At 70.7% G+C, this 24,049-nt stretch carries 22 protein-coding genes; 11 read left to right on the top strand and 11 right to left on the bottom strand.

The window, feature by feature from the left end; translation table 11 throughout:
* Positions 1 to 3: 3 nt before the first annotated feature.
* The 3 genes from ACFY1H_RS22640 to ACFY1H_RS22630 form a co-directional block, all read right to left on the bottom strand.
* Positions 4 to 804: a heavy metal-binding domain-containing protein gene (locus ACFY1H_RS22640; protein ID WP_386949131.1), complete on the bottom strand. Its 801-nt coding sequence runs from the start codon at positions 802 to 804 to the stop codon at positions 4 to 6.
* 100 nt (positions 805 to 904) lie between these two features.
* Positions 905 to 2,143: a GGDEF domain-containing protein gene (locus ACFY1H_RS22635; RefSeq protein ID WP_366578739.1), complete on the bottom strand. Its 1,239-nt coding sequence runs from the start codon at positions 2,141 to 2,143 to the stop codon at positions 905 to 907.
* 1,139 nt (positions 2,144 to 3,282) lie between these two features.
* Positions 3,283 to 4,521, bottom strand: a complete 1,239-nt coding sequence (locus ACFY1H_RS22630) for an MFS transporter (protein WP_386949128.1) — start codon at positions 4,519 to 4,521, stop codon at positions 3,283 to 3,285.
* A 133-nt stretch (positions 4,522 to 4,654) separates the two neighbouring features.
* On the opposite strand from ACFY1H_RS22630, the gene ACFY1H_RS22625 reads away from it, so the two are divergent.
* Positions 4,655 to 6,142, top strand: coding sequence for a serine/threonine-protein kinase (locus ACFY1H_RS22625; RefSeq protein WP_386949125.1), 1,488 nt, complete (start codon positions 4,655 to 4,657; stop codon positions 6,140 to 6,142).
* Positions 6,143 to 6,146: 4 nt separating this feature from the next.
* Here the strand turns inward: ACFY1H_RS22625 and ACFY1H_RS22620 are convergent, their stop codons facing one another.
* Positions 6,147 to 6,788, bottom strand: coding sequence for an HAD family hydrolase (locus ACFY1H_RS22620; RefSeq protein WP_386949122.1), 642 nt, complete (start codon positions 6,786 to 6,788; stop codon positions 6,147 to 6,149).
* Between the two features lie 82 nt (positions 6,789 to 6,870).
* Positions 6,871 to 7,791 carry an SDR family NAD(P)-dependent oxidoreductase gene (locus ACFY1H_RS22615; RefSeq protein WP_386949119.1) on the bottom strand — a complete coding sequence of 307 codons (921 nt, stop codon included), beginning with the start codon at positions 7,789 to 7,791 and terminating at the stop codon, positions 6,871 to 6,873.
* 126 nt (positions 7,792 to 7,917) lie between these two features.
* Between ACFY1H_RS22615 and ACFY1H_RS22610 the strand changes: the two genes are divergently transcribed.
* The 5 genes from ACFY1H_RS22610 to ACFY1H_RS22590 all read left to right on the top strand — a co-directional run bounded on the left by ACFY1H_RS22610 (position 7,918) and on the right by ACFY1H_RS22590 (position 12,574).
* Positions 7,918 to 8,478 carry a TetR/AcrR family transcriptional regulator gene (locus ACFY1H_RS22610; protein WP_386949116.1) on the top strand — a complete coding sequence of 187 codons (561 nt, stop codon included), beginning with the start codon at positions 7,918 to 7,920 and terminating at the stop codon, positions 8,476 to 8,478.
* Positions 8,479 to 8,531: 53 nt separating this feature from the next.
* Entirely contained in the window at positions 8,532 to 9,218 is a 687-nt protein-coding gene (locus ACFY1H_RS22605; protein ID WP_386949113.1) for a HEAT repeat domain-containing protein, read from the top strand.
* Positions 9,205 to 10,200, top strand: a complete 996-nt coding sequence (locus ACFY1H_RS22600; RefSeq protein WP_386949110.1) for a MerR family transcriptional regulator — start codon at positions 9,205 to 9,207, stop codon at positions 10,198 to 10,200. Before ACFY1H_RS22605 ends, ACFY1H_RS22600 begins: the two co-directional genes overlap by 14 nt.
* Before the next feature lie 148 nt (positions 10,201 to 10,348).
* Complete coding sequence (gene dinB / locus ACFY1H_RS22595; RefSeq protein ID WP_386949107.1) at positions 10,349 to 11,545, top strand: DNA polymerase IV; 1,197 nt, start codon at positions 10,349 to 10,351, stop codon at positions 11,543 to 11,545.
* Positions 11,546 to 11,719: 174 nt separating this feature from the next.
* Positions 11,720 to 12,574, top strand: a complete 855-nt coding sequence (locus tag ACFY1H_RS22590) for a hypothetical protein (RefSeq protein ID WP_386949104.1) — start codon at positions 11,720 to 11,722, stop codon at positions 12,572 to 12,574.
* Between the two features lie 214 nt (positions 12,575 to 12,788).
* Here the strand turns inward: ACFY1H_RS22590 and ACFY1H_RS22585 are convergent, their stop codons facing one another.
* Positions 12,789 to 13,157, bottom strand: a complete 369-nt coding sequence (locus ACFY1H_RS22585) for a VOC family protein (protein WP_366578760.1) — start codon at positions 13,155 to 13,157, stop codon at positions 12,789 to 12,791.
* 62 nt (positions 13,158 to 13,219) lie between these two features.
* Between ACFY1H_RS22585 and ACFY1H_RS22580 the strand changes: the two genes are divergently transcribed.
* Entirely contained in the window at positions 13,220 to 13,663 is a 444-nt protein-coding gene (locus ACFY1H_RS22580; RefSeq protein WP_366578761.1) for a MarR family transcriptional regulator, read from the top strand.
* A 118-nt stretch (positions 13,664 to 13,781) separates the two neighbouring features.
* Here ACFY1H_RS22580 and ACFY1H_RS22575 read toward each other — a convergent pair whose 3' ends face one another.
* The 4 genes from ACFY1H_RS22575 to ACFY1H_RS22560 form a co-directional block, all read right to left on the bottom strand.
* The gene (locus ACFY1H_RS22575; RefSeq protein ID WP_366578763.1) at positions 13,782 to 16,409 is read right to left on the bottom strand and encodes a PKD domain-containing protein; all 2,628 of its coding nucleotides are present in this window, start codon (positions 16,407 to 16,409) and stop codon (positions 13,782 to 13,784) included.
* Between the two features lie 117 nt (positions 16,410 to 16,526).
* Positions 16,527 to 17,738, bottom strand: a complete 1,212-nt coding sequence (locus ACFY1H_RS22570) for a monodechloroaminopyrrolnitrin synthase PrnB family protein (RefSeq protein ID WP_386949099.1) — start codon at positions 17,736 to 17,738, stop codon at positions 16,527 to 16,529.
* Between the two features lie 22 nt (positions 17,739 to 17,760).
* Positions 17,761 to 18,162 (bottom strand): DUF742 domain-containing protein, encoded by a 402-nt coding sequence (locus ACFY1H_RS22565; RefSeq protein ID WP_366578767.1) that lies wholly within the window; start codon positions 18,160 to 18,162, stop codon positions 17,761 to 17,763.
* Positions 18,163 to 18,325: 163 nt separating this feature from the next.
* Positions 18,326 to 19,726, bottom strand: a complete 1,401-nt coding sequence (locus tag ACFY1H_RS22560; RefSeq protein ID WP_366578769.1) for a sugar porter family MFS transporter — start codon at positions 19,724 to 19,726, stop codon at positions 18,326 to 18,328.
* Between the two features lie 360 nt (positions 19,727 to 20,086).
* Here ACFY1H_RS22560 and ACFY1H_RS22555 point away from each other — a divergent pair, with 360 nt between their 5' ends.
* Genes ACFY1H_RS22555 through ACFY1H_RS22545 form a run of 3 tightly spaced genes read left to right on the top strand, consistent with a single transcriptional unit; the run spans position 20,087 to position 22,574 of the window.
* Positions 20,087 to 20,386 (top strand): hypothetical protein, encoded by a 300-nt coding sequence (locus ACFY1H_RS22555; protein ID WP_366578771.1) that lies wholly within the window; start codon positions 20,087 to 20,089, stop codon positions 20,384 to 20,386.
* Positions 20,383 to 21,951, top strand: coding sequence for an alpha/beta hydrolase (locus tag ACFY1H_RS22550; protein WP_386949094.1), 1,569 nt, complete (start codon positions 20,383 to 20,385; stop codon positions 21,949 to 21,951). The genes ACFY1H_RS22555 and ACFY1H_RS22550 overlap by 4 nt, the downstream gene beginning before the upstream one ends.
* Complete coding sequence (locus ACFY1H_RS22545) at positions 21,948 to 22,574, top strand: hypothetical protein (protein WP_386949092.1); 627 nt, start codon at positions 21,948 to 21,950, stop codon at positions 22,572 to 22,574. Before ACFY1H_RS22550 ends, ACFY1H_RS22545 begins: the two co-directional genes overlap by 4 nt.
* A 1-nt stretch (position 22,575) precedes the next feature.
* Here the strand turns inward: ACFY1H_RS22545 and ACFY1H_RS22540 are convergent, their stop codons facing one another.
* Entirely contained in the window at positions 22,576 to 23,346 is a 771-nt protein-coding gene (locus tag ACFY1H_RS22540) for an SDR family NAD(P)-dependent oxidoreductase (protein ID WP_386949089.1), read from the bottom strand.
* 90 nt (positions 23,347 to 23,436) lie between these two features.
* On the opposite strand from ACFY1H_RS22540, the gene ACFY1H_RS22535 reads away from it, so the two are divergent.
* On the top strand, positions 23,437 to 24,030 hold the full coding sequence (locus ACFY1H_RS22535) for a TetR/AcrR family transcriptional regulator (protein WP_366578779.1): 594 nt from the start codon (positions 23,437 to 23,439) through the stop codon (positions 24,028 to 24,030).
* Positions 24,031 to 24,049: the final 19 nt, after the last annotated feature.

Genomic DNA, 24,049 nt, shown 5'->3' with positions numbered 1-24,049 from the left:
CCTTCAAACTCGGTTCAGCGGCAGGATGGTGAGCGCGGACGTAGGCGCGGCGCTGCCGCTGTGGAAACGCGCGATGGCGGTGCCGAACACGCTCGCCACCCCGGCCACGGCCACCTCGCCCAGCTGCCACGTGTCGAGCGACATCCGCGAGACGATCGCCCCGTCGGCGCCGGTGGTCTGCACGGTCTTGCGGAACTGGCTGCGCGCGTCGGCCCGCACCTCGGTGACGAGCCGGGTGTGGGCGTCGACCTCGACGTTCCCGGCCCACATCGTGGTCTGGTACTGCATGTTGTAGTCGAACGTGGTGTGCGCGGAGATGCCGATCGCGACGGCCGCGGGCACCCAGCCGGCCTGCATCAGCTTGCCGACATCCTGGCCCGGCAGCTCGGTGGTGAAGACGCGGCCCGGCCGTTGCGACGTCTCGGCGCGCACCGCGGAGCCGAGGGCCACGAACTCCTGCATGGTCTCGTCGAGCCGCGTGACGGACGTGGTGATGCCGAGGACGCCGTCCGCACCGATCGCCTCGGCCTCCAGCCGCAGCCGGTCCAGCGCGATGCGGTAGCCCTGCCGCAGCGCGTCGGCGTAGATGGCGGCCTGCTGGTTCGGCGTGATGCCGAAGCCGGAGGTCCAGCCGAGGCGCTCCACGACGCACCCCATGACCTCCCCCACGGGGGTGAATCCGGCGAACTCCGAGCCGACCGCGCCGGGGACGCTCAGCAGTGAGGTGCGCAGGCCGGACGAAGCGAACCGGTCGACGCGAGCCCGCGCGACCGGCGGCAGTCCACGGCCATCCCAGTCGGGCACTCGGACCTCCTCGCGGGCCTCGGCGCGGCCCTCAGCGTCCATCGTGGCACGCGGGGGAGGCTAAGTCGGAACGAGAAGGCGGGGTTGTCCGGAACGTCCTTCAGTGTGTGGCGAGCTCCACGCGGTTGCGGCCCGCCTGCTTCGCCCGGTAAAGGGCGGTGTCGGTGGCGACCAGCACGTCGTCGACGCCCGTGAGGTGCTCGGCCGGGTAGAGCGCGCAGCCGATCGACACGGTGAGGTCGCTGATGACCGTGTCGCGCTCGGGCAAGGGCACGACGACCTTCGGAATGCGCCGGCGGATGCGGTCGGCGAGCTGCCCGAGTTGCTCCATCGTCGGGACGTTGGGCAGCACGATCGCGAACTCCTCGCCACCCCAGCGGCCGCAGATGTCCTGGTCGCGCACCTCGCTGCGCAGCGCGATGGCGATCTCGCGCAGCACGACGTCGCCCGTCGGGTGGCCGTAGGTGTCGTTGATGGCCTTGAAGTGGTCGAGGTCGAGCAGCAGCACGCCGACGGTGCCGTTGCCCGTGCGGGCGCGCTCGAGGTACTGCTCAGCCAGCGTGCGCCACCAGCGCTTGGTGGCCAGGCCCGTGGTCACGTCGGTGCGCGCGTCGCGCTGGAACTGCGCGAGCAACAGGCCGCGGTGCAGCGCCACCAGCGCCACGACCACGCCGGTGAGCACCAGCGGGTTGGCCAGCAGGAGCAGCGCGGCGGTGACCAGGCCGAGGCCGATCGCGCCGGCCTCCAGCAGCTGGTCGCCGAAGCCGGAGAACAGGTCCGACAGCGTCCGCGGCGGGCTGGAGAGCGCGATGGCGACCATCACCAGCGCCGTGTTGATGGCCCAGCGCAGGGCGGCCGCGAAGATGACGACGACCAGGTCGGTGAGGCCGGGGAGGAACCCCGCGGCCGGCACGCCGGGGTAGTGGTGCATGCCCAGCGCGAGCACGGCGACCGCCGCCTGGGTGCCGCACAGCACCGACGCGGCGGAGAAGATCCAGCGGTGGGGGAGCACCGGCCGTTCCCGCGGCCAGACACGCCACCACGCCACCGCGTACGTGAACACGACCATCGCCGTCGCGAGCACGGCCGGCAGCGCCACCACGGCCGCGATGCTCCATACGGCCTTGGTGTCGACGTACGCGACCGTGGGCGCGCGGTTGTACTCGCGCTGGCGCTCGATGTGGCGCGTGGCCTCGATGGCGGCGGCCGCGCACACGGCCAGCACGCCGAAGCGAATCAAGTCCTGCTGGTGCACCGGCACCAGCCACGCGGTGCTCACCGACGCCAGGATCGCCAGGAAGTTGACGAGGAGCACATAAGTGCGGACGTGCGAGGGCAACCGCCAAAGGCGCCAGCCCGTGAACCATCCGGCAGACCGGTTTGCTCGTCCGCGCACTCTTCACCTCACCCGGTTGGCTTCTACCGTAAACGACGGGGCGCGCCGTGTGCCGCCCGTGGTCCGGACTATGGGACCTGGCCGGGGAATTTCGCCCGGACAGCCCAGCGCCCGGCCCGCGCAGAGGGGAGGTGACCACTGAGCGTAGTGGTGGCCCGCCGGGATTCCTTGGCGTACCTGGGAATCCGCGGTCTCCGGCCACTGAAGCCACTGACGTGCGACAACCACGATCGGTGACCGGCGAGCTCCGCGAACCCGCCGGTCGGTGCGGCCCTGGCGAGGAGGTGACGACGGTGTGCGACAACAACTGGGCGGCTTCGGCTTGAGTGGTCTGGACCGTTGAGCTCGACCTGAGGTCGAGGGTTGCAAGCGTTTCGGTGCGATCTGTGGGAGGAGGTGTCCACGGTGCAGGACAACAACTGGTGAGTGTCCGAACTGTTGGCGAACCGCGATGCGGAAAGGAGGTCCGGCGGTGCGGGACAACAACTGGTGACGGCCGAAGTCCGCTGAACAGCCGAGGCGAAAGGGGGTAGAGCCGTGCGTGACAACAACTGGTGACCGGCGAATGGGGCGAAGCACTGGCGGGGAAGGAGGTTTCGACGATGCGTGACAACAACTGGACCCGCTGAGGTCCGCGGTTCTGAGGTCAGACCAACGAACACGACGAGCGGAGAGGAGACGCCGGTGCGCGACAACAACTGGACCCGCTGAGGCAAGTGGTCAACGTCCGTGACGAGTGGAAGGGAGAAGCCCGTGCGCGACAACAACTGGACTCGCTGAACCAAGCCGGTCACCCCGACGAGCCCGAGAGGAGACGCCCGTGCGTGACAACAACTGGCCCCGCTGACCCCCCGCCCGACGACAGCAATGGCCCCGACCGACCGAGAGGAGCGCCAGGTGCGCGACAACAACTGGACCTGCTGACCCGAAGCCCGCGAACACCCGACGAGGGGGTGAAAGGCATGCGTGACAACAACTGGACGTGAGTCCTGCCCGCGAGAGAGCCCGACTGTGCACGAGAACCACGAGCACCACGAGAACCACGAGGAGGTGGGCCGGTCACCGGACGTGAGCCGTGTGGTTCAGGACGCGGCAGGTGGCGTGGCCTCGTCGAGGGGACTTCGACGAGGCCACGCCGCGCGCAGCCAGGCCGCGGCGGCGAGGGCGGCGACGGTCGCGCCGGCGACGGCCGCGACGGCCACCACGGTCGTGGGCGCGAGCACCTGGGTGAGCGCGCCGGCGGCCGCGATCGCGACGCCCTGCGACGCCCGCAGGGCCGCGATCGCGACGCCGATCACCTGGCCGCGCTGTTCGGGCGGGGCGGCGAGGCTGTACTGCACCTGAGTGATCAAGTCGTGCGCGGAGAACATCCCGGACAACGTCCACAAAACCACCAGCACGACGAGCCCGGGCGTCCAGCCCGTCGGCAGCAGCACCAGGCTGGTCGCCACGGCGAGCGGCCCGAGCAGCCGCGCCTGGCGTACGCGTGGCACCCGGCTGAGCAGCACCGCGCCGAGCAGCGAACCGACGGGGTTGGCGATGAGCAGCCACGCCAGCACCGCCGTACCGCCGAGCTGCGCGGAGATCGGCACGGCCAGGCCTTCGGGCACCACGTAGAACCCGCTGCAGCACGCGATCGCCAGCAACGACCGCAACCGCCGGTCCCGCCCGACCAGCCGGCAGCCCGCGACGAGCGAAGCCCACTGGGAAGGCGCCGGACCCCGCTCGACGACGTTCACCGGGTGCGGCCGCAGGCCCCACCGCAGCGCGAGTGCCGACACGGCGAAGGTCACCGCGTCCACGGCCAGCGCGCCCGTCACGCCGAGCCACGCGACCACCGCCGCGCCCGCGCCGAAGCCGATCACGAGCGCCGCCTGGTACGTCGAGGACAACATCGCCTGGCCGACGGGCAACCGGTCGGGGCCGAGGATGTCCGGCAGCACGGCCTGCCGCGCGGACTGGAACGGCCCGGCCGCCAGCTGCACCACCACCAGCAGCGCCGCCGCGACCGGCCACGGCAGCCCCGGGATCGCCATCACGGCCACGAGCACGGCCCGCAGCACGTCGGCCACCACGAGCACCGTGCGGCGCGGGAACCGGTCGGCCAGCCCGCCGAGCGCGCCGCCGAGGAGATCGGGCAGGTAAGTCAGCGCGTACGTGAGCGCCGCCCAGCCCGCGGATTCGGTACGGTCGAACACGAGGACCGTGAGCGCGACCCGAGCCAGTTGATCACCGGCGACCGACAGCACGTGCGCGAGCCACAGGGCCCGGAATTCGGTCACGCCGAACACGTTTCGGAATGTCGGGGCGCCGGCGCTCATATGATCAGAGTGTCCCGGTTCGGCCACGCGGAGCAACCCCCGCACCCTCCGGTGGGTCGTAGGGACACCCGGGCGAGCGCCGTGAAAAACTTGGCGATCGCCGTCCGTGAACGTCGCACTGAGGGGTTTTTCGTTGACCGAGGAGAGCCGGCAGATCGCCGGTCGCTACCAGCTCGTCGAGCTCATCGGCAGCGGCGCCATGGGCATGGTCTGGCGCGGCGAGGACAAGATCCTCGGCCGCGTCGTCGCGGTGAAAGAACTCCTCATGCCGATGAACCAGGGCGAGGAGAAAGTCGCCGAGGCGAAGAACCGCGCCATGCGCGAGGCCCGCATCGCCGCGCGCCTGCAGCACCCCAACGCCATCTCCGTGTTCAACGTGGTCGAGTACGAAGACCGCCCGTGGCTGATCATGGAGTACCTGCCTTCGCGCAGCCTCTCGGCGAAGCTGCACGACGACGGCCCGCTGACCGTCGAAGAGGTCATCCCCATCGCCGTGCAGCTGGCCGGTGTGCTGGCCGCCGCGCACCGCGCCGGCATCGTGCACCGCGACGTCAAGCCCGGCAACGTGCTCCTCGGCGAAGACGGCACCGTCAAGGTCACCGACTTCGGTATCTCCCGCGCGGTCGGCGACGTCACGCTGACGGCCACGGGCGAAATCTCCGGTACGCCCGCGTTTCTCGCGCCCGAGGTCGCCCGCGGCGAGGAAGCGATGTTCGCCTCCGACGTCTTCGCCCTCGGCGCCACGCTCTACATGGCGGTGGAGGGCGCGCCACCGTTCGGCACGGCGGACAACGCGATCGCGTTGCTGTACCGCGTGTCCAGCGGTTCGATCAACCCACCGAAGCAGGCGGGGAAGCTGGAGCCGTTGCTGCTGAAGCTGCTGGAGCTCAAGCCCGAGGACCGGCCGTCGATGGCCGAGGTGCTCACCGAGCTGCGGGAGCTCGACGGCGGGGTCACGCCCGTCGCGTCGGTGCCGATCCCGCTGACGGTGCCCGCGCCGCTCCCGGCCGCTCCGGCTCCGGCCGCCGCCCCGACGACTCCCGCCCCGGCACCTGTCGACCGAAGACAGCGCTCGATGGTCCTCGCCGGCGTCGGCGCCGTGCTCGTGGTGCTCGTCGTCGTGGCGATCGTGCTGGTGAACCGCAACAACGGCACGCCCCCGACGGCCGGTGGCGCGTCTCCGGTGGTCAACTCGTCGTCCGCGAACGCCCCGGCGCCGCCGCCGTCGACCACGAACCCGCCGACGACACCGCCGCCTCCGAGCACCCCGTCGGCGCCCAGCAGCCCGCCGTCGTCACCCACCAGCAGTTCGGTCAGCTCGCCGCAGGACATGGAAGCGGCGCTGACGCGCTACTTCTCGCTCATCCCGGGCGACCTGCAACAGGGCTTCGGCCTGCTCACGGACAACTTCAAGGCGAGCAAGCACCAGACTTTCGCCACGTACCAGAACTTCTGGGACGACTACAAGTCCGCGCGCGCGAGCAACGTGAAGTCGATCGGCACTGACATGCTCAGCGCCGACATCACCTACGTGTCCGCCGGTGGGGCCAGTCAGACCAACCACCACACGTACCACATGGTCAACGACAACGGCGTCTGGAAGATCGACTCCGAAAGCTGAGTCCTCACTCCAGCAGCAGTTCGATGGCCCCGGCAACGTCGGTGACGACGTGGTCCGGGGCCTTTTCGTCCCCGCTCCACGCGCGCCCCCGGTCGACCCACACCGTGTGCAGCCCCGCGGCCCGGCCGCCGGCGACGTCGGTCTCCTCGCCGTCGCCGACCATCCAGCCGTCGCGCAACGGCGCCTCGCAGCGTTCCGCCGCGATCTCGAACAGCCGCCGGTCCGGCTTGGCGACGCCTTCGTGCTCCGAGATCGCCCACCCGTCCACGAGCCCCGCGACCCCCGTGCACAGCAGGGTGGCGAGCTGCTGTTCGGCGTTGCCGTTGGTCACCACGCCGATCCGCCAGCCCGCCGCGCGCAACCGCGGCAGGCCGGTCAGCACGCCCGGCGCGGCGGGGATCAGCGCCGGGTGCCGCTGCTGGTACGACTCGAGCAGCTCCGCGGCGGTGTCGCGCAGGGCGAACCGGTCGCGCACGGCTTTGAAGAAGACGTCGCGCGGGGCGAGGCCGTCCTCGTCGGCGGACGCGAGCCACGTGGCGTCGCCGGGCGTCAGGCGGTGTTCCGCGCAGAACTCCCAAGCCCAGCGCCGGAACCCCTCCGCCCGGTCGACGAGGGTGTTGTCGAGGTCGAACAGCACGAGCCGCACCGAATGACCCTAAGCAGACACCGCGGGCACCCGCACGCTGATCCGGCCCGAACGACCCGAGCGGCGCAGGCCGACCGTCGGGTCAGCGCGCGAGCAGCTCCAGCGAGACCTCCCACAGCAGCGTCGCCGCTTCCGGGTCGAGCGCGTGGGCCGCGACGCCGTCGCGGGACGGCGGGACGTGGGGCTCGGCTTCGTTGTTGTCCTCGAAGTAGCGGCCGCCGACGCCGGCCAACAGGGGAGACGCGGCGAGCAGCACCGAGGTCGACGCGCCCTGCTCGGTGGTCTTCCACGGGTAGGTCTTGGCGATCTCGTTGAACTCGGCGTCGTCGGCCTGGTGGCGCTGCAGGTTGGTGCGGATGCCGCCCGGCATGAGGGCGTTGGCGGTGATGCCGTCGGCGGCCCAGCGCCGGGTGGCCTCGACGGCGAAGAGGACGTTCGCGGACTTCGATTGGCCGTAGGCCGACCACGGGTCGTACTCGCGGCGTTCGAAGTGGATGTCGTCGAAAACGACGCCCGAGCGCAGGTGGGCACTGGAGCTCACGGCCACGATGCGCGCGCCGCCGGCTCGGGCGAGGGCGTCGTGCAGGCCGAGCGCGAGGCCGAAGTGGCCGAGGTGGTTGGTGGCGAACTGGTGCTCCCAGCCTTCCGGTGTGCGGTTGAGCGGCTCGGCCATCACGCCGGCGTTGTTCACGAGGATGTGCAGCGGGCCCTGCCAGTCGCTCGCGAGCTTGGCGACGGAGTCGCGGTCGGCCAGTTCGAGGTGCTTGACGTCGACGGCGGCGTTGCCCGTGGCCGCCGTGATCGCCTCGACGGTGCGGTGGCCGGCCTCGGTGTTGCGGACGGCCAGCGTGACCTCGGCCCCGGCCTGCGCGAGCGCGCGGGCCGTCTCGACGCCGATGCCGGACGCGCCCCCGGTGACGATCGCGCGGCGGCCGGTGAGGTCGACGCCCGCGCTGACGTCGGCGGCGGTGGACTCCCTGGTGAACGGGGTGGTGATGCGCATGGCGTTCCTGTTCCGGACTCGATACGGAGGAGCCTCCGGTTGAGTCCGACATTAACCGGAGGATCCTCCGTTCGCAAGTATGCTTGAGTTGACGAGACGGAAGGGGTGAGAGGTGACGAAGCCACTGTGACCAAACCACTACGTGCGGACGCGCGGCGCAACCGCGACCTCCTGCTCGCGTCCGCGGTGCGACAGTTCTCCGAGAAGGGCCTCGACGCCACGCTCGACGCGATCGCCAAGGACGCCGGCGTCGGCATCGGCACGCTGTACCGCCACTTCCCGACGCGTGAGGCCCTGATCGAGGCCGCGTACCGCAACGAGCTGGACCAGCTGTGCGACGCCGGCCCCGCGCTGCTGCAGGAGCTGCCGCCCTTCGAGGCGCTGCGCACATGGATGGACCGCTTCGTGGACTACATGACCACGAAGATCGGCATGTCCGACGCCCTGCGCGCCGTGATCGCCTCCGGCGGCAACCCGTACGCCCACAGCCGCGACCGCCTGAACTCCACCATCGAGCAGCTGGTCGCCCCGCTGATCGCCGCCGGCACCCTCCGCGGCGACGTCCTCGTGGACGACGTCCTCATCGGCCTCAGCGGCATCGCGCTGGCGGCCGGCGAGCCGGCGCAACGCGAGCAAGCCGGGCGGCTGCTCGACCTGCTGCTGGACGGTCTGCGCTTCCGCGGCTGATCTTCTGCGCTTGACCTTGACATCGTGACAAGGTCTTCACTGGGTCGCAGGAGGTGGTTCCGATCAACACGCCACACACGACCCCACATTTGCGCGAAGCACTCGGCGCCGGAAATTCGTCGACGCGGCTGCAGGCGGCGCTGGCGGCCGGCACGGACGCCGATTCCGGGCTGCTCGAGCCGCTCGTGGCGCGGTGCGCGGTGGAGCCCGACTTCTTCGTGCGCGACATGCTCACCTGGGCGTTGACGCGGCTGCCGGCTGAGCTGACCGTGCCCCGGCTCGTCGCGGAGCTGCGGTCCGGGCGCGCCCAGGCGCGCAGCCAGGCGTTGCACACGCTGTCCAAGATCGGCGACGCGAGTGTCTGGCCCGAAATCACGCGGTCGTTGCTGCGCGACGCCGACGACGAGGTCGCGCGGAGTGCCTGGCGGGCGGCCGTCGTGCTCGTGCCCGAGGCGGAGAAGCTCGCGCTGGCCGAGGAACTGTCGGCGCAGCTCGGCCGCGGGGACCGGCACGTGAAGCTGAGCCTGAGCCGGGCGCTGGTGGCGCTCGGGGACGGGATCGAACCGCTGCTGCGAAAGGTGCTGGTGAGTGCCGAACCCGTGGTCCGTGCGCATGCCCGCGCCACGGAACGGCTGCTGCGTGACCCGGAGGCGGCCTTCGGCCCGGCCGTCGACGAGGCCAAGCGGATGGCCGCGCTCGGGCCGGAACGGGCGGCGGAGGTGGCCGGTGCTGATCGGTGAGGTGGCGCGCCGCTCGGGGGTGAGTGCCCGGATGCTCCGGCACTACGACACCCTCGGGCTGGTGCGCCCCACCGGCCGCACCGTCGGCGGCTACCGCGAGTACTCCGCCGAGGACATCCGGCGGATCTTCCACGTGGAAAGCCTGCGGTCGCTGGGGTTGTCGCTGCGCGAGATCGGCCGCGCGCTGGAGGATCCGGCGTTCGCACCGTCCACTTTGGTCGGTGAGCTGATCCGGCGGACCGAAGACCGGCTGACACGCGAGCAGGAGCTGCTGGAGCGGCTGCGCCGGGTCGACGCGTCGGCGCCGCCGGGCTGGCAGGACGTGCTGCGCCTGGTGGAGCTGCTGCACGGGCTCGACTCGCCGGACGCCGCACGCCGGCAGCAGGCCGCGCTGGCCCCGGTCGAGGAGGTGCCGGCGGAGCTGCTGGCCGAGGCGGTGCTCGCCGAACCCGACCAGAACGTCGCGGGCGCCCTCCGGTGGGCCCTCGCCCGCGCGGGCGGCGACGGCTTGGCAAGCCTGGCGGCGGGCCTGCGCTCCGCCGACGTCGACGTCCGGCGGCGCGCGGTCCGGGCCATCGCTTCGCTGCCGGGGGAGGACGCGTCGGCAGCGCTGCTCGGCGCGCTCGACGACCCGGACCCGACGGTCCGGACTCGGGCGGCTCTGGCGTCGGGCGGCCGGGGTTTTCCCGCGGCCGTGCCCACGCTCGTCGCGATGGTGGTGGACGGGCCGAACGACGTCGAAGCGGCCGAAGTCCTGGGCGCGCTGTCGCTGGACGCCTCCTGCGCCGGCCCGATCAAGGCCGCCCTGGCCGACGAGCTCGCCGCCCACACCTCGGACTCGGCCGTACGGATCCGGCTGACGCAAGCCCTCGCCGAACTGCCCGCGGCCGACGACCTCCTGCAGCAGCTGACCCAGGACGACGACCCGGCCGTCGCTCTCGTGGCCTCGGCTCTCACGCGAACGCAGCGGCCCGACGGCTGAGCACGCCGCTCAACGACTCGCCGGCAGGCATGCTCGCCGGATCCTCAACCGGTGGAAGAGGTGAGAGGCTGCCGGGCACGCCCGACACCGCCTACTGCGCCATTCGGGTGACAAGGGGGCCGGTTTTGTCGGTGATCGATGCGAACATATGTTCGTGTCGACCGAAGGCCCCATCCTCCACGCCGATCTGGACGCGTTCTACGCGTCGGTCGAGCAGCGCGATGATCCGCGCCTGCGCGGCCGGCCCGTGATCGTCGGGGGCGGGGTGGTGCTGGCGGCGAGTTACGAGGCGAAGAGGCTGGGCGTGCGGACCGCCATGGGTGGTGCGCAGGCTCTGCGGCTGTGCCCGCACGCGGTGGTGGTGCCGCCGCGGATGGCGGCGTACAGCGCGGCGAGCAAGGCCGTGTTCGAGGTCTTCCGGGACACCACGCCGGTCGTGGAGGGGCTGTCGATCGACGAGGCGTTCCTGGACGTGGGCGGGCTGCGGCGCATCGCGGGCAGCCCGTCGGAGATCGCGCGGCGGCTGCGGGCCGAGGTGCTCGCGCGCGTCGGCCTGCCGATCACGGTGGGGGTGGCGCGCACGAAGTTCCTCGCGAAGGTGGCCAGCGCGGTGGCGAAGCCGGACGGGTTGCTGGTCGTGCCGCCCGAGGGGGAGCTGGAGTTCCTGCACCCGTTGCCGGTGGAGCGGCTGTGGGGCGTGGGGAAGGTGACGTCGGAAAAGCTGCGCTCACGCGGGATCCGCACCGTGCGGCAGGTGGCGGAGCTGCCGGAGGTGGACCTGGTGTCGATTCTCGGCCGGGGAGCCGGGCACCACCTCCACGCGCTGTCGCGTGGTCTGGACCCACGTCCGGTGCAGGTCGGCCGGCGCCGCCGGTCCATGGGGTCGCAGCGCGCGCTGGGGCGTCGGCGGCGGTCGATGGCGGAGCTGGACGAGCTGCTCGTGTCCATTGTGGACCGGCTGGCCCGGCGGCTGCGGTCGGCGTCGCGGCTCACGCGAACGGTCGTGCTGCGCATGCGGTTCGCCGACTTCACGCGGGCCACGCGGTCGCGCACGCTGGTCGAGGCCACCGACCACACCGAGACGTTGCTGGCCGCGGCGCGGAAGTTGTTGGTGGAGGCCCAATCGATGGTCTACGACCGCGGGCTCACGCTGCTGGGGATCTCGTTCTCGAACCTGACGCCGCACGGGTCGGTGCAGTTGGTGCTGCCGTTCGAGATCGAGGACGGGGTGGCCGTCGACTCGGCCGTCGACGGGATCCGCGACCGGTTCGGCAGCGCGGCGATCACGCGCGGGTCGTTGCTCGGACACGACCCCGGGATGTCGGTGCCGCTGCTGCCGGACTGATCTCCACCGGGATTTGCCGGCATCAGGTGAAAAACTCACTGTGGATCAGCGGCGGGTGCGCTGAATGGCCCTGTAACGAACGAAGGGCTTCGGGCGACGGAGGGGCAGCTACGTTTTCCCGAGTCTTCCCGAAAATGCCAGAGCGGTACCCCTCGGACGAAATAGTGAGAAAGCATGGACAAGCAAAGACGCCGGCGCGGTATCACCATTCTCTCGGTGGTGGCGGCCTCCGCCGCGGTGCTGTTCGTGGCGCCCGGTGCGGCGCTCGCCGCCCCGCCCAGCAGCGCGATCGACGTGAGCCCCACGAGCCTGCAGCGCGGTGAGACCTTCACGGTCACCGAGACGCTGTACAACCCGCAGGACTTCACCGTCACCGGCGCCAAGGCCGCGCTGTACGGCAAGGAGACACCGATCACCGACGTCGCTGACGTGGTGTCCTGCGATGTCCCGTGCGGCGTGCTCGGGAGCAGCCTCCGCGCGACCGTCGGCGACCTCGCGCCGAGCCAGAGCGCCACGGTCACCTTCACCCTCAAGGTCAAGGACACCGCCCCGGCCGGCTCGGTCACCCTGCAGGACCAGTTCGTGGGCGACAACTTCGCCTTCGAAACCCTCGACGGCCCGGCCATCACCATCACCCCGGCCACCGACTCCGCCGACGTCGCCGTGTCGCTGACCGCCGCTCCCGCGGGCGTCCTCAGCTCGGAGATCACCTACACGATCACCGCGAAGAACAGCGGCCCCGCCACCGCCACGGGCGTCAAGCTCCAGGCCACGCTGCCCAGCGGCCTGCAGTACTCGAAGTCCTCCAGCTGCACGGCTTCCGGCCGCACGGTCACCTGCAACGTCGCGTCCCTCGCCTCGGGCTCCTCGGCCAAGGCGAGCTTCACGGCCCGCGCCGGCCTCCTGACCATCGGCACGCTCACCACCACGGCCCAGCGTCAGGCGAGCTCCCCGACGGACCCCAACCCCGCCAACGACAAGGCGTCGCGCTCCTGCCACGCCGTCACCAGCCTGCTCATCAGCTGCTGACCTCTCCCCGCGAAACCGGCCCGGCACCCTTCCCCCTGGGGTGCCGGGCCGCTTCACGTCGCGCGGGTTAATGCGCCGGTGGACTTTTTTCCGCACTCACCCGATCGGGTCGACAAAACATTTTCGACGCGGTCTGTCCACCCTGTCGGGATAACAATTCATCTCCGGCCCTATTTCGCTCGTCACACGTGCCCGAATGAGTTCTTTCCGCGGTTCAGGCGCGGTCGTGGAGAGTGACCTGGTAGCCGTCGGGATCGGCGAAGGTGAAGGTCCGGCCGAAGGGACCGTCGATCGGCGCGGAGACGATGGTGTGGCCGTCGGCGACGAGCGCATCGTGAATGGCCTGGACGTCAGTGGCGTGCAGCCAGATCGCGGCACCGATACCCGGCTGGGCGACGGACGCGAGATCGGTGCCGGGAACGACGTCGCGGAGCGCGAACGCGATCGGCTTCGTCTCGAAGACGACGGCGTGCGGAGGTCCGGCCGGCGAGCGGACGAGGCCGAGGTACTGCTCGTAGAACGCCTGCGACGCGTTGAGGTCGCGCGCTTGGAGTGAGATGAAGTCGGGGCCGGTGACGGGCATGACGAAGCTCCTCGATTCGTGTCAGTCTTCTGACACGGGGCAATCTATGTCAGAATGCTGACATGAGTCAAGAGGGCGTCGACCTGGACAAGTCACTGGGCTACCTGCTGAAGGAGGCGTCGAGCGCCCTGCGCGCAGCCATGGAGGAGGTGCTGCGGCCGCTCGGCATGACCGTGACGCACTACTCCTGCCTCGAACTGCTGGCCCAACGACCGGGCTTGTCGAACTCCGAGCTCGCGCGGGGCGCGTTCGTGACCCGGCAGTCGATGAACGTGCTGCTCCAGACCCTGGAACGGGAGGGGCAGGTGACCAGGCCCGCGGAGGCACCGGTCGGGAAGGTTCTTCCCACGCGGCTCACGCCGCGCGGCCGGCGGCTGCTGGAGAAGGCGACCGTGGCGGTCCGGTCCGTCGAGGTCAGAATGCTGACCGGCCTGACCGGGACCGAGCAGGAAGGCGCGTTCCGGATCCTGCGGAGCATGATCCATTCCCTGCACGAGGGCAGCTGAACCTCGAGCGGTCACGCAGAACGACGTGGTGCCGCGACGGAACCTCCGCCGCGGCACCATGCTGTCAGAAACCCATGCGCTGTCAGAAACCCATGCGTTGTCGGAAACCCGCGCGCAGTCAGAAGCCCATGCGGCAGCCCGACAGCACGATCTCCTGGCCGAGCAGCGTCACGACTCGCACGGCGTACTGCGCGAGCTGACCGTTCGGTCCGGTGACCGTCTCGTTGAGGTGCACCGTCGCCACCCCGGGGATGCCGATGGTGACCGGGCCGGTGCCGATCGGCTGGCCGTTCAGCGTGCCCACGCGGGAGGACCCGTGCAGGCCGGTCTCATCGGCGACGCAGGACGTCTGGATGTCCTTCAGCGAGATCACGCCACCGAGCAGCGAAGCGCCCGAGACGAGCGCGCCCGCGTCGGTGCGGCCGGTGGCCGCGTCGAGGGTGCAGTCGGCGTGGAGGGCCTGGACGGAGGCCAGCCCGAGCACGTTCAGCGAAGCCGTGGTGTGGTTGCTGTTCGGCGGGCAACCGGCGAGCGGCGTCTTGCTGACGTTGATCAGGCCGCTCGCGCTGAGCGACCACGCCTCGGCCCGCACGTACGACACGATCTTGACCACGGCGGTGGCCGCGTCGCCGTCGTCGTCGGTCACGGTGACCAGCACGTTGTGCGCGCCGACGCCGGTGAAGGCGTGCGAAGCGGTGCAGGTGCCCGAACCCGGCGTCTCGGCAACGGCGCCGGTGGCCACCGGCGTTCCGTCACCGAAGTCGACCGTGCAGGTGTGCGTGTCGTGCGTGCCGATGTCGGTGAACGGCGCGGTGACGCCGATGGCCGCGCCCCGCAGCACGAGCTGTCCGTCGGGCGGCGACGAGATGCTCACGTGCGGCGCGACGTTCGTCAGCGTCAGCGTGGTCGTCTTCAGCACGGCCGGGTGCAGGCTGTCGTCGGCCGAGAGCGTGAGCGTCCACACGCCGTCGTCGTCACAGGTCACCGTCGTCGACAACGCGGCGGGATCGGCGAAGGCACAGGAAGTCCCACTGTCCACACCGGACTGCGGAGTCGCGCTCCAGTGCGTGGCAAGCGAAGGACCGTCCGGATCGGACACCGAACCGGCCAGTGAAACCGCCGTGCCCTCTTGACCCGCGTACGGGCCACCGGCCACCACCACCGGCGGATCGTTCACGATGATCCGCACGATCGCCGTCGCCGCGCCACCGTCGTCGTCGGTCACGCGTACCAGCACGTTGTACGTGCCCGAAACCGTGTACGCATGCGAAGCCGTGCAGGTGCCCGAGCCCGGGGTCTCCGAGACCGAACCCGTCACGAGCGGCGAACCGTCGGCGTAGTCGACGGTGCAGGTGTGCGTGTCGTGCTTGCCGACGTCGGTGAACGGCGCGGTCACCGCCACCGCGGCCCCGTGGTTGAACACCGCGTCGGTGGCCGGCGCGGTGACGCTCACGTGCGGGGCCACGTTCGACACGGTCAGGTTCGCCGTGCGCGAGACGGGCGGGTTCACGCCGTCGTCGGCGGTCAGGGTGAGGGTCCACACGCCGTCGTCGTCACATGTCACGGTGGTGCTCAGCGCAGCCGCGTCGCCGATCGAGCACGTCGCGCCAGCGTCGACGCCCGAGCCCGGCGCGATGCTCCAGTGCCGTGTGCCGGCCGGACCGTCGGGGTCGGTGACCGTGCCGGCCAGCGAAATCGCCGCGCCTTCCTGACCCGCGTACGGGCCACCCGCCGAGACCACCGGCGGCGCGTTCACGATCACGTGCGTGCAGTCGGCCACGGTGCCCGGGCCGCCGCCGTCGGTGCCGTGCGCCGTCACGCACAGCTGGTGGCGCCCCGGCGCGAGGGGGCCGGTGGCCACGGAATACGTGACGGACGCCGGGCCTGTGCGCGGCAGCCCGGGGTTCACGTTCGTCACCGGCGTCGCGCCGCCGCCGTCGACCGACAGCGTCAGCGCGCTGAGCTGCGAGTCGATCACGCCCGGGAGCACGTTGGGCAGGTTGGCGGGGTCGGGTACGGCGGTGCAGGTGCCGCCGGTGAGGTCGGCGATGGCCTGCAGGCTCGCCGGGTACGAGGTCCCGGCGCAGCTCGCGCCGGCACCGACGGCGAACGTGTAGTACGTGACGCTCGCGGGCACCGAGCTCAGCGGCGGCCGCACGTCACCGGCCGCGATGCCGTCGGAGAGGAAGACCACGATCTTGCGGTTCTCGCTCTGCGCGTTGGTCACGGCTTTCGCGGCGTTGATCCCGGCGACGTAGTCCGTGCCGCTCGGGAAGTTCTTCGCGGTGAACTTGCCGACGCCGCCGATCACGGCCGAGTCGAGGACCTCGTTGATGTCGCGGGTGCCGTTGCCGTTGTCGTCGGCGGTCGGGGTGGTCAGCGGCTGGTCGCCGGCCGCGGGACGCACGTCGGCCGCGGCGCCGCCGGTGCCGAACACGGCCGCGCCGACGCTGCCGATCACGGTGTTGGGGGCCGCCGCGTCGTTGTTGAGCGCCTTGGCCGCCGCGATCTCGCAGCCCAGCACGGTGGTGTTCGCGCAGCCGGAGCCGGTGCTGCCGGACACGTCGAGCACGTAGGTGAGCCCGGTGTCCTTCACCGCCGCGCCGGTGCCCACCGACGCGGTGCCGGTGACGGTCGCGGGACCTTGGGGGATCACGGTGTCCTCGGCCGGCCCGGTCACGGTGACCGCGATGCTCGTCCCGCCCGGCAGGTTCCCGGTCACGGCCGCGGCCGGTATCGCACCCATGGCAAGAGCCGTCACGGCCAGCGTTGCGGCGCCGGCCCACATTCTCGGTCTCAAGGCTTCACTTCCCTTTCGTCGATCGGGATCAACGGTGGGAAAGCCGCCGCCGCACCTGCGGAGTTACTCGGCCGATGCGGTGAGTGACGCAGGGTGGCCGTCACCGGTTCCGCGCGAAACCAGTTCCCGGAGCCGGTCGAGGTCCTTTCGCGCCGACGGTTTTCCAGGCCGGTCGTGTGCCGAACGCAGATCCGCCAGGTGTGAAAGCCCGGAAACCACGACCTCCAACGGCGGGCCGCTCGCCGTGAGTTCGGAAAGCCGTTCCGGCGGCGCCGTTTTCGCGGGTTCGACGAGGAACGGCAGAACGAGCTTGTGGTGGTGGTAGGTGTACGCGGCGCCGTGGGCGCGGCACAGGGCGAGGAACAATTCCGCGTTGCGGCTCAGCTGCGGGCCGGGTGCACTCTCGGCTTCCCGCAGGAACCGCGTGAGCAGTGATTCCTCGTCGCCGATCGCCCGCAGTCGCACCTGGTCTTCGGGGGTCACGTACGGGTACTTCTCCACCACCACGTTCTGGTAGAAGGGATCCCGCGTAGTCGCCAGTCCCAGCAGGACGTCGAGCTCGTTGATCGCGGAGAAATCGCCGGCGTTCGCCCCGCGGTATTCGGCGTTGCCCACTCGGTACGTTTTGAAGTACGGCCGGACGTTGAAGAAGAACTGCTCCACGTCCAGCGTCTTCGACAGCGTCCGGTTGAACTGCAGCACGTCGTCCAAAGCCGCCCGAGCCGTTTCCAGTAAATACGCGGAAAGCGGACTCGACACCCCGATCGGAACAATCCGCCGAACGGCCTCGGCCGCGCGTTGGTACGCGAAAACGGCGAGCCCGTTGTTGGTCAGGAAAACAGCCTCGTCCTCGAGAGAAGTGAAGGTCTGGAACTGCCCGCCACTGGCCGGGTTGTACATCGCCTGGTGCGCGAAAACGAACCGCGGCGCCACACCCAGCGAGGACCCGAGCAACGATGCCAGCGACCAGGCGGACGACAGCTCCTCGGCACCCGGCGCAACCGATTCGTGCCTCCGGCAGGCAGCGAGGTGGTAGCCCACCATGCCGAGAAGCTGGTACTTCTCCCGCTCTACCACGGGTAGCGCGCCCTCGTCGAGGATGCGGCCGATCAGGTGGTGGCCTTCGGTGACGATGGCGCGCTGGAGCTCGTCCAGCTCGGGACGGCCGCCGAGCACCTCGCGCCGCTCGGCGAAGTACGCCTCTTCCAGCGCGGTGTTGTACTCGACGAACTCGTTCCTGATCCACCGGTCGAACCGGGCCACGGAAGTCGGCACCGCTCCGACGATATCCGCGCCGCTACAGCCGGTCGAGCCCGCCGAGCATGCGGTCGAGCACCTGCGTGCGGGACTCCGGGTCGTACGCGCCGACCGGCGGGTGGGCGTAGAGCAGCTCCTCGCCGACCAGTTCGTCGACGAGCTCGCGCGCGGTGCCGATCGAAAGGTTCAGATACGCCGACAGCTCGGCGACCGACACCGTGGACACGCACAGCTCGCACGCGCTGCCGTAGGGCTCCCGCAGCAGGCGGCTCAGCCGTCGGCCCAGCTCGGTGGTCGAGACCAGTGTCTCCAGCGCCAGCTCGTGGCTGACCGGCGCTGGCGTGCGGGTGCGCGCGTACGGCCGCACGAGCGGCAGGTCACCGGCACCCTCGGCGGGGTCGGACACGCGGTGGCGGCCCGGTGTCCCGTCCGGCTCGGTCATGCCGCCACCTCCTCGCGCTCTGGTGGCAGTACAGCACTGTGATCACCGCCGTGCCAACTCCGCGCGGCAAATTCTGTCCGAAGTGGACCTGACGCGGACCTGAAAACGACGGCGGCCGGGGCGCGGCGCGAACGCCCCGCCCCGGCCGGCCGGATGGGAATGATCAGGCCGCTTCGGCCTTGGCGCGCGCCTTGTGGCGCCCGCGCAGGTCGAGCTCGATCTGCTCGAGCGTGCGCCCCTTGGTCTCGGGGACCAGCCACTTGGTGAGGCCGAACAGCACGACGTTGATCCCGGCGAAGAGGAACATCGAACCGCCGAGCCCCAGCGCGCCCGGATCGGAGATGATCGGGAAGATCGCGCTGATGATGCCGGTCGCGGCCCACAGCACCACGCTGCTGATGCCCATGCCCGCCGCGCGGACCTTGAGCGGGAACACCTCGGCCATCATCACCCACACGACCGCGCCCCAGCCGAGCTCGTAGCCCACCAGGTAGAGCACCATCGCGACGAGCATCAGGATGCCCTTGGTGGTCACGTCGTCCACCTCGATCACGATGAACCCGGCCGCGACGAGCGTGATGACCATGAGCACGTTGCCGATCAGCAGCAGCGGCTTGCGGCCCCAGCGGTCGACGACGAACACCACCCACGCGGTGAACAGGAACTTCGTGACACCCAGCAGCACACCGGACAGCAGCGCCGCCTGCGTGGCGAAGCCGAGGCCGATCAGCATGGTCGGGAAGTACGCGTTGACCGCGTTCACGCCGCTGAACTGCTGGCCGACGGCGAGCAGCAGAGCCACGATCAGCATCGGGCGCACCATCGGCGCCCACAGGTCGCGGAAGCGCGTCTTGGCCGATTCCGTGTCGAGGCGGATGACCTCGCGGATGGTGCTGATCTCCTTGTCGACGTTCACCGAGTTGCCGTGCGAGCTCTTGAGCACCGAGCGCGCCTGCTCCTCGTGACCGTTGGCGACCAGCCACCGCGGCGTCTCGGGCAGGAAGATCAAGCCCACCAGCAGGATCACGGCCGGCACGACGGCACCGGCGAACATCAGCCGCCAGTTGCCGGACGGGCCGAGGCCGTAGCTCACGAGGAACGCGATCAGGATGCCGAGCACAATGAAGATCTGGTTGAGCGCGCCCATGGCACCGCGCTGGCGGGCCGGGGCCAGCTCGGACAGGTAGGTCGGCACCGTGGACGAGGAAAGCCCGATGCCGACACCGATCACGAGCCGCGAGACGATCAGCAGCGCGAAGCTCGGCGAGACGCTCGCCGCGATCGTGCCGATGATGACGATGACCGCGGCCACCATGATCGTGCGCCGCCGGCCCAGCTTCTCGTTCATCCGCGAGGAGAAGACGGCACCGATGATCGCGCCGACCGACAGGCTGGCGGTGATCACGCCCTTGTCCCACCCGGTCAGGTTCCAGGTCTTGCCGATGAACGGCAGCACACCCGAAATGACACCGAGGTCGTAACCGAACAGGATGCCGCCGAGGGCACCGAAGAAGTACAACGTGGTCCTGTTGATGGGCCGCCGCGCCGCGGCTGTCTGTGTCATAACCGAGCCGTCTCTTTCCGGTGCTGGCCGGCCGGTGCGGTTCGCCGGTGGGGACCAGCGCCGTCGGCCGAACATGGTGGGTCTCGAATAGCCGGTTTTTCCCTGGCAGGGCGCCGGACGCGTTCCGGCGAACTTCGCCGTACACCGTCACACGCAGCCCATCCGGGGGCAATACACCGGCTGATAACTATTCAGTCACGTGACTGGCATTCACATATGTGGACAAGGTAAGAGCGAAAGTGCGCAGGTCAGGCGCAGTGGTACAGACAATCCGGATTTCCGGGGTTGTCTCGGAACCGCGTGCATACGCCGTTCGTCGTACGGTGTCGTCTGGTCACCTGGGGAAGACGAGGTACGCGCATGGGTGCGGGGTTCGAAGTCGTTCCGGCGACGGTGAGCGAGGCGGCGGGGCACGCCCACCGCGCGGCCGCGGCGGTGCGTCCGGTGGATCTGGCCGGCGCGCTCGGCGGGATCGCGACCGGACTGCCGGGTGGCACGAGCGTGACCGCGGCGGCGCGGCTGAGCGAGGTCTGGCACGAGGCCGTGCCGCAGTGGGCGACCGACACCGAGGCCTACGGCGGGCAGCTCGACGACGCCGCGCGCGGCTACCGCGGCACCGAGCAGCAGGCCACGAACGACGTGAACGGGGCGGGCCGGTGATCACCTGGGGCGACGTGCGGAGCTGGAACGCCGGGGCGGTCGGCACGGTGGCCGACCTGCTGAACCAACGCTGCGAGCAGCTCCTGGCCGCCGACGGCGACGTCGAAGGCATGTCGCGCCTCGACGGCTGGACCGGAGACGCCGCAACGGCCGCGCAGGCCCGCGGCACTGCGTTGACCACTCGCCTCGAACAGCTCGTCGCCGAGGCTTCGGCCGTGCGGCGCGGCGCGCACGAGACGCAGCTGGCCGTGGAACGCATCTCCGCCGACGTCCGCGACACCGACGAGTTGGCCGCGCACAACGGGTTCGCCATCGACGACGGCGGCTGGGTCACGACCGTGCCGGGCCCGGGCGCGGCGCCCGACGAGCGCATTCGCGTCGAGCTGTCCGACCGGATCGAGCAGATCCTGCGCCAGGCCACCGACGTCGACGCCGATTTCGCCGGCATCCTCACGCGCGCGGCGAACGGCGAGATCACCGACCAGGGCGCCACCACGCTCGCGCAGGCGGCCGACGCCGGCACCGCGCAAAGCGGCTTGTCGACGATCGGCCCGCCGCAGGGTGGCACGCCCGGTGACAACCGCGCGTGGTGGGACAGCCTGTCGACCACCGCGCAGGGCACGATCCTGCGCGACAACCCGGACCTCGTGCGCAACCTCGACGGCGTCCCCGTGAAGGACCGCGACGCCGCCAACCGGCTTGTCCTGCAACGGGAAACGACCCGGCTGCGCAACGATCCGAGTGACGACGCGAAGGCGAAGCTGCGCGGGCTCACCGACATCGACAACCGGCTCAAGGGCACCGGTCCCGGCAAACCGCAGGCGTACCTGGTGCAGCTGGACACGAGCGGCGACGGCAAGGCCGTGGTCGCCGCGGGAAACCCCGACACGGCAACGGATGTCGCCACGTACGTGCCCGGCACCGGCAGTGAGCTCTCGAAGATCGGCGGTGACCTCGGGCGCTCGGACAAGATGTGGCAGTCGGCGACGATGGCGGGCTCACCCTCGCCGTCCGTGATCACCTGGGTCGGCTACGACGCGCCGGACGAGCTGTGGGACGCCGCCGGCGAAAGCTATGCCGATCACGGAAAAGCCGACCTCTCGAAGTTCGAGGAAGGCCTGCGCGCCTCGCACGACGGCGCGCCTTCGCACAACACCGTGCTCGGCCACAGCTACGGCACCACCGTGGTCGGCCACGCCGCGCGCGACGGTGGCCTCGACGCCGACGAGCTCGTGTTCGTCGCGAGCCCCGGCGTCGGCGTCGACCATGCGAACCAGCTGCACCTCGACGGCGTGCCGCAGGACCAGGTGGCGCAGCACGTGCACTCCACCGTCGCCGAGCACGACATGATCAAGATCACCAACGTCGGCGTCGCCGGCCACGACCCCCTCGGGCCAAGCCCGACCGGCTCGGACTTCGGCGGCCAGGTCTTCGACTCCGCGCCGGGCACCAAGGGCCCGTGGTACGAGGGCGGGCTTTCCGGGGCGGCGCACAGCCAGTACTGGGAGGACAACAACCCCTCGCTGCGCAGCTTCGGCCGCATCATCGCGGGGAAGCCGGGGTGAGCGCTCGCCGCGCGCTCGCCGCGCTGACCGTCCTGCTGACCTGTGTCGCCTGCTCCCCCGGAGGTGGGGCCATGGAAACCACGATGACCGAGAAACAAGCCCACGACCGGGTCGAGGACTACGTGCGCGCCGCGTTCGAGGCGCTGCCGCCCGCGGCGTCGCGCACCTTGTTCTCGCAGAACCGGTCCGAGTGCACCGACCCGACCGACGACGGCCCACCCGGGCGCTTCGAGATCTCGGTGACCTACGAGATCACCGGGGTGCAGGTGGCGGCGTTCGGCCAGTACTTCGACGCCGTGGTCACCTGGTGGCGGGCGCACGGCTTCACCGTCGTCATCGACCGGCGGCCGACGGACCAGTACGTGTTCGCGCGCAACGCTTCCGACAGCTTCGACATGTCGATCCAGGCCAATGAGCTCGGCAAGCTGTACCTCGGGGCGACCTCGCCGTGCGTGTGGCCGAACGGGGTACCGGAAGCTGCGGGGGAGCCCGCGGAAACCGCGGTGGCCGCGGCGCCGGAGCCTGAGCCGGCGCCGAAACCGCAGCCGCGTCCTCGTCGTGCGGCGGTGGACGACGAGGACTTCGGCGAGACGAACTGGTCGGACGGCGGAACGGCCTTCTGACTCAGGCCGACCGCACGGCCGAGTAGCCGCCGTCGACGCTGAGCGTGGTGCCGTGGATGTTCAGCGCGTCGTCGCTCGCCAGGAACAGCACGGCGCTCGCGATCTCCTCCGGCTGGCTCGCCCGCCGCGACGGGAGGGTCGCCAGCATCGGCCGCACGTGCTCCAGTGCTTCGGCCGAACCCGCGATGCGCTCGGTGAAGGTGGGTCCGGGCGCGACGGTGTTCACGCGCACGCCCGACGGTCCGTACTCCGCGGCCCACGACTTCGTCAGCGAGTGCACGGCGGCCTTGGTGGTGCTGTAGAGGGCGGAGCCGGCCATGCCGTCGAGGCCGTTGATGGAGCCGAGGTTCACGATCGCGCCGCTGCCGCGCGCGGCCATGCCCGGCGCGAGCAGGCCGGTGAGCAGCATCGGCGCCTTGATGTTCACGGCGAGCGCGGCGTCGATCAGCTCTTCGGCCACGTCGGCGGTGGGCGAGGGGAAGATCAGCAGGGCGGCGTTGTTGACGAGGATGTCGAGCGCGCCACCCGCTGCCTGTTCGGCGGCTTGGGCGAGCTCGCGCACGGCCGCGCCGGTGGTGAGGTCGGCACGCACGAACGTGGCGCGGCCGCCTGCCTCGGCGATCCCGGCGGTCACCTTCTCGCCGCGTTCGGCGTCGCGGCCGCTCACCAGCACGTGGGCGCCCTCGGCGGCGAACGCGCGCGCGATGGCGACGCCGATTCCGCCCGTCGAACCGGTGACGAGCGCGGTGCGGCCTTCGAAACGTGAGGTCACGGTGGAGCTTCCTTTCGTGGAATGGACTGGCGGGTTCAACCGTGCCCGCGCTAAATTGGACCGGCAAGTCCAGACTGCGAAGGGGTGGCCGTGACCCAGACGCTCACCAGCAAGGGCGCCGCGACGCGGCAGCGCATCGTCGAGGGCGCCGCTGCCGAGATCCGCGAGCGCGGGGTGTTCGACACCACGCTCGACGACGTCCGCGCGCGCACCGGCACGAGCAAAAGCCAGCTGTTCCACTACTTTCCCGACGGCAAGGAGCAGCTGCTGCTGGCCGTCGCGGAGTTCGAGGCCGAGCAGGTGCTGGGTTCGCAGCAGCCCTACCTCGGCGCGCTGCACACGTGGGACGCGTGGCAGTCGTGGCGCGACACCGTGGTGGCGCACTACACCGAGCAGGGCCGGCACTGCCCGATCAACGTCGTGATGTCGCAGCTCGGCCGCAACACCCCGGGCGCACAGGCGGTGTCGACGCAGCTCATGGAGCGCTGGCTCGCCGAGCTCGCGGCCGGCATCCGGCACCTGCAGGCGACCGGCGAGGTCGGACCGTCGGTCGATCCCGCGCGAGCGGCGTCGGCTTTGCTGGCCGGGCTTCAGGGCGGGGTGATGATGCTGCTGTCCACGGGGTCGTCCGCGCACCTGGAGAACGCGCTGGACGTGGCGATCGAGAACCTGCGGCGCAGCTAGTTCGGATCGGGATACCGCG

The sequence above is a fragment of the Amycolatopsis sp. NPDC001319 genome (assembly GCF_042896185.1).
Taxonomy (GTDB): Bacteria; Actinomycetota; Actinomycetes; order Mycobacteriales; family Pseudonocardiaceae; genus Amycolatopsis.
Note: the sequence above shows the minus strand (reverse complement) of the source record. Positions and strands in the feature narration are given on the sequence as shown.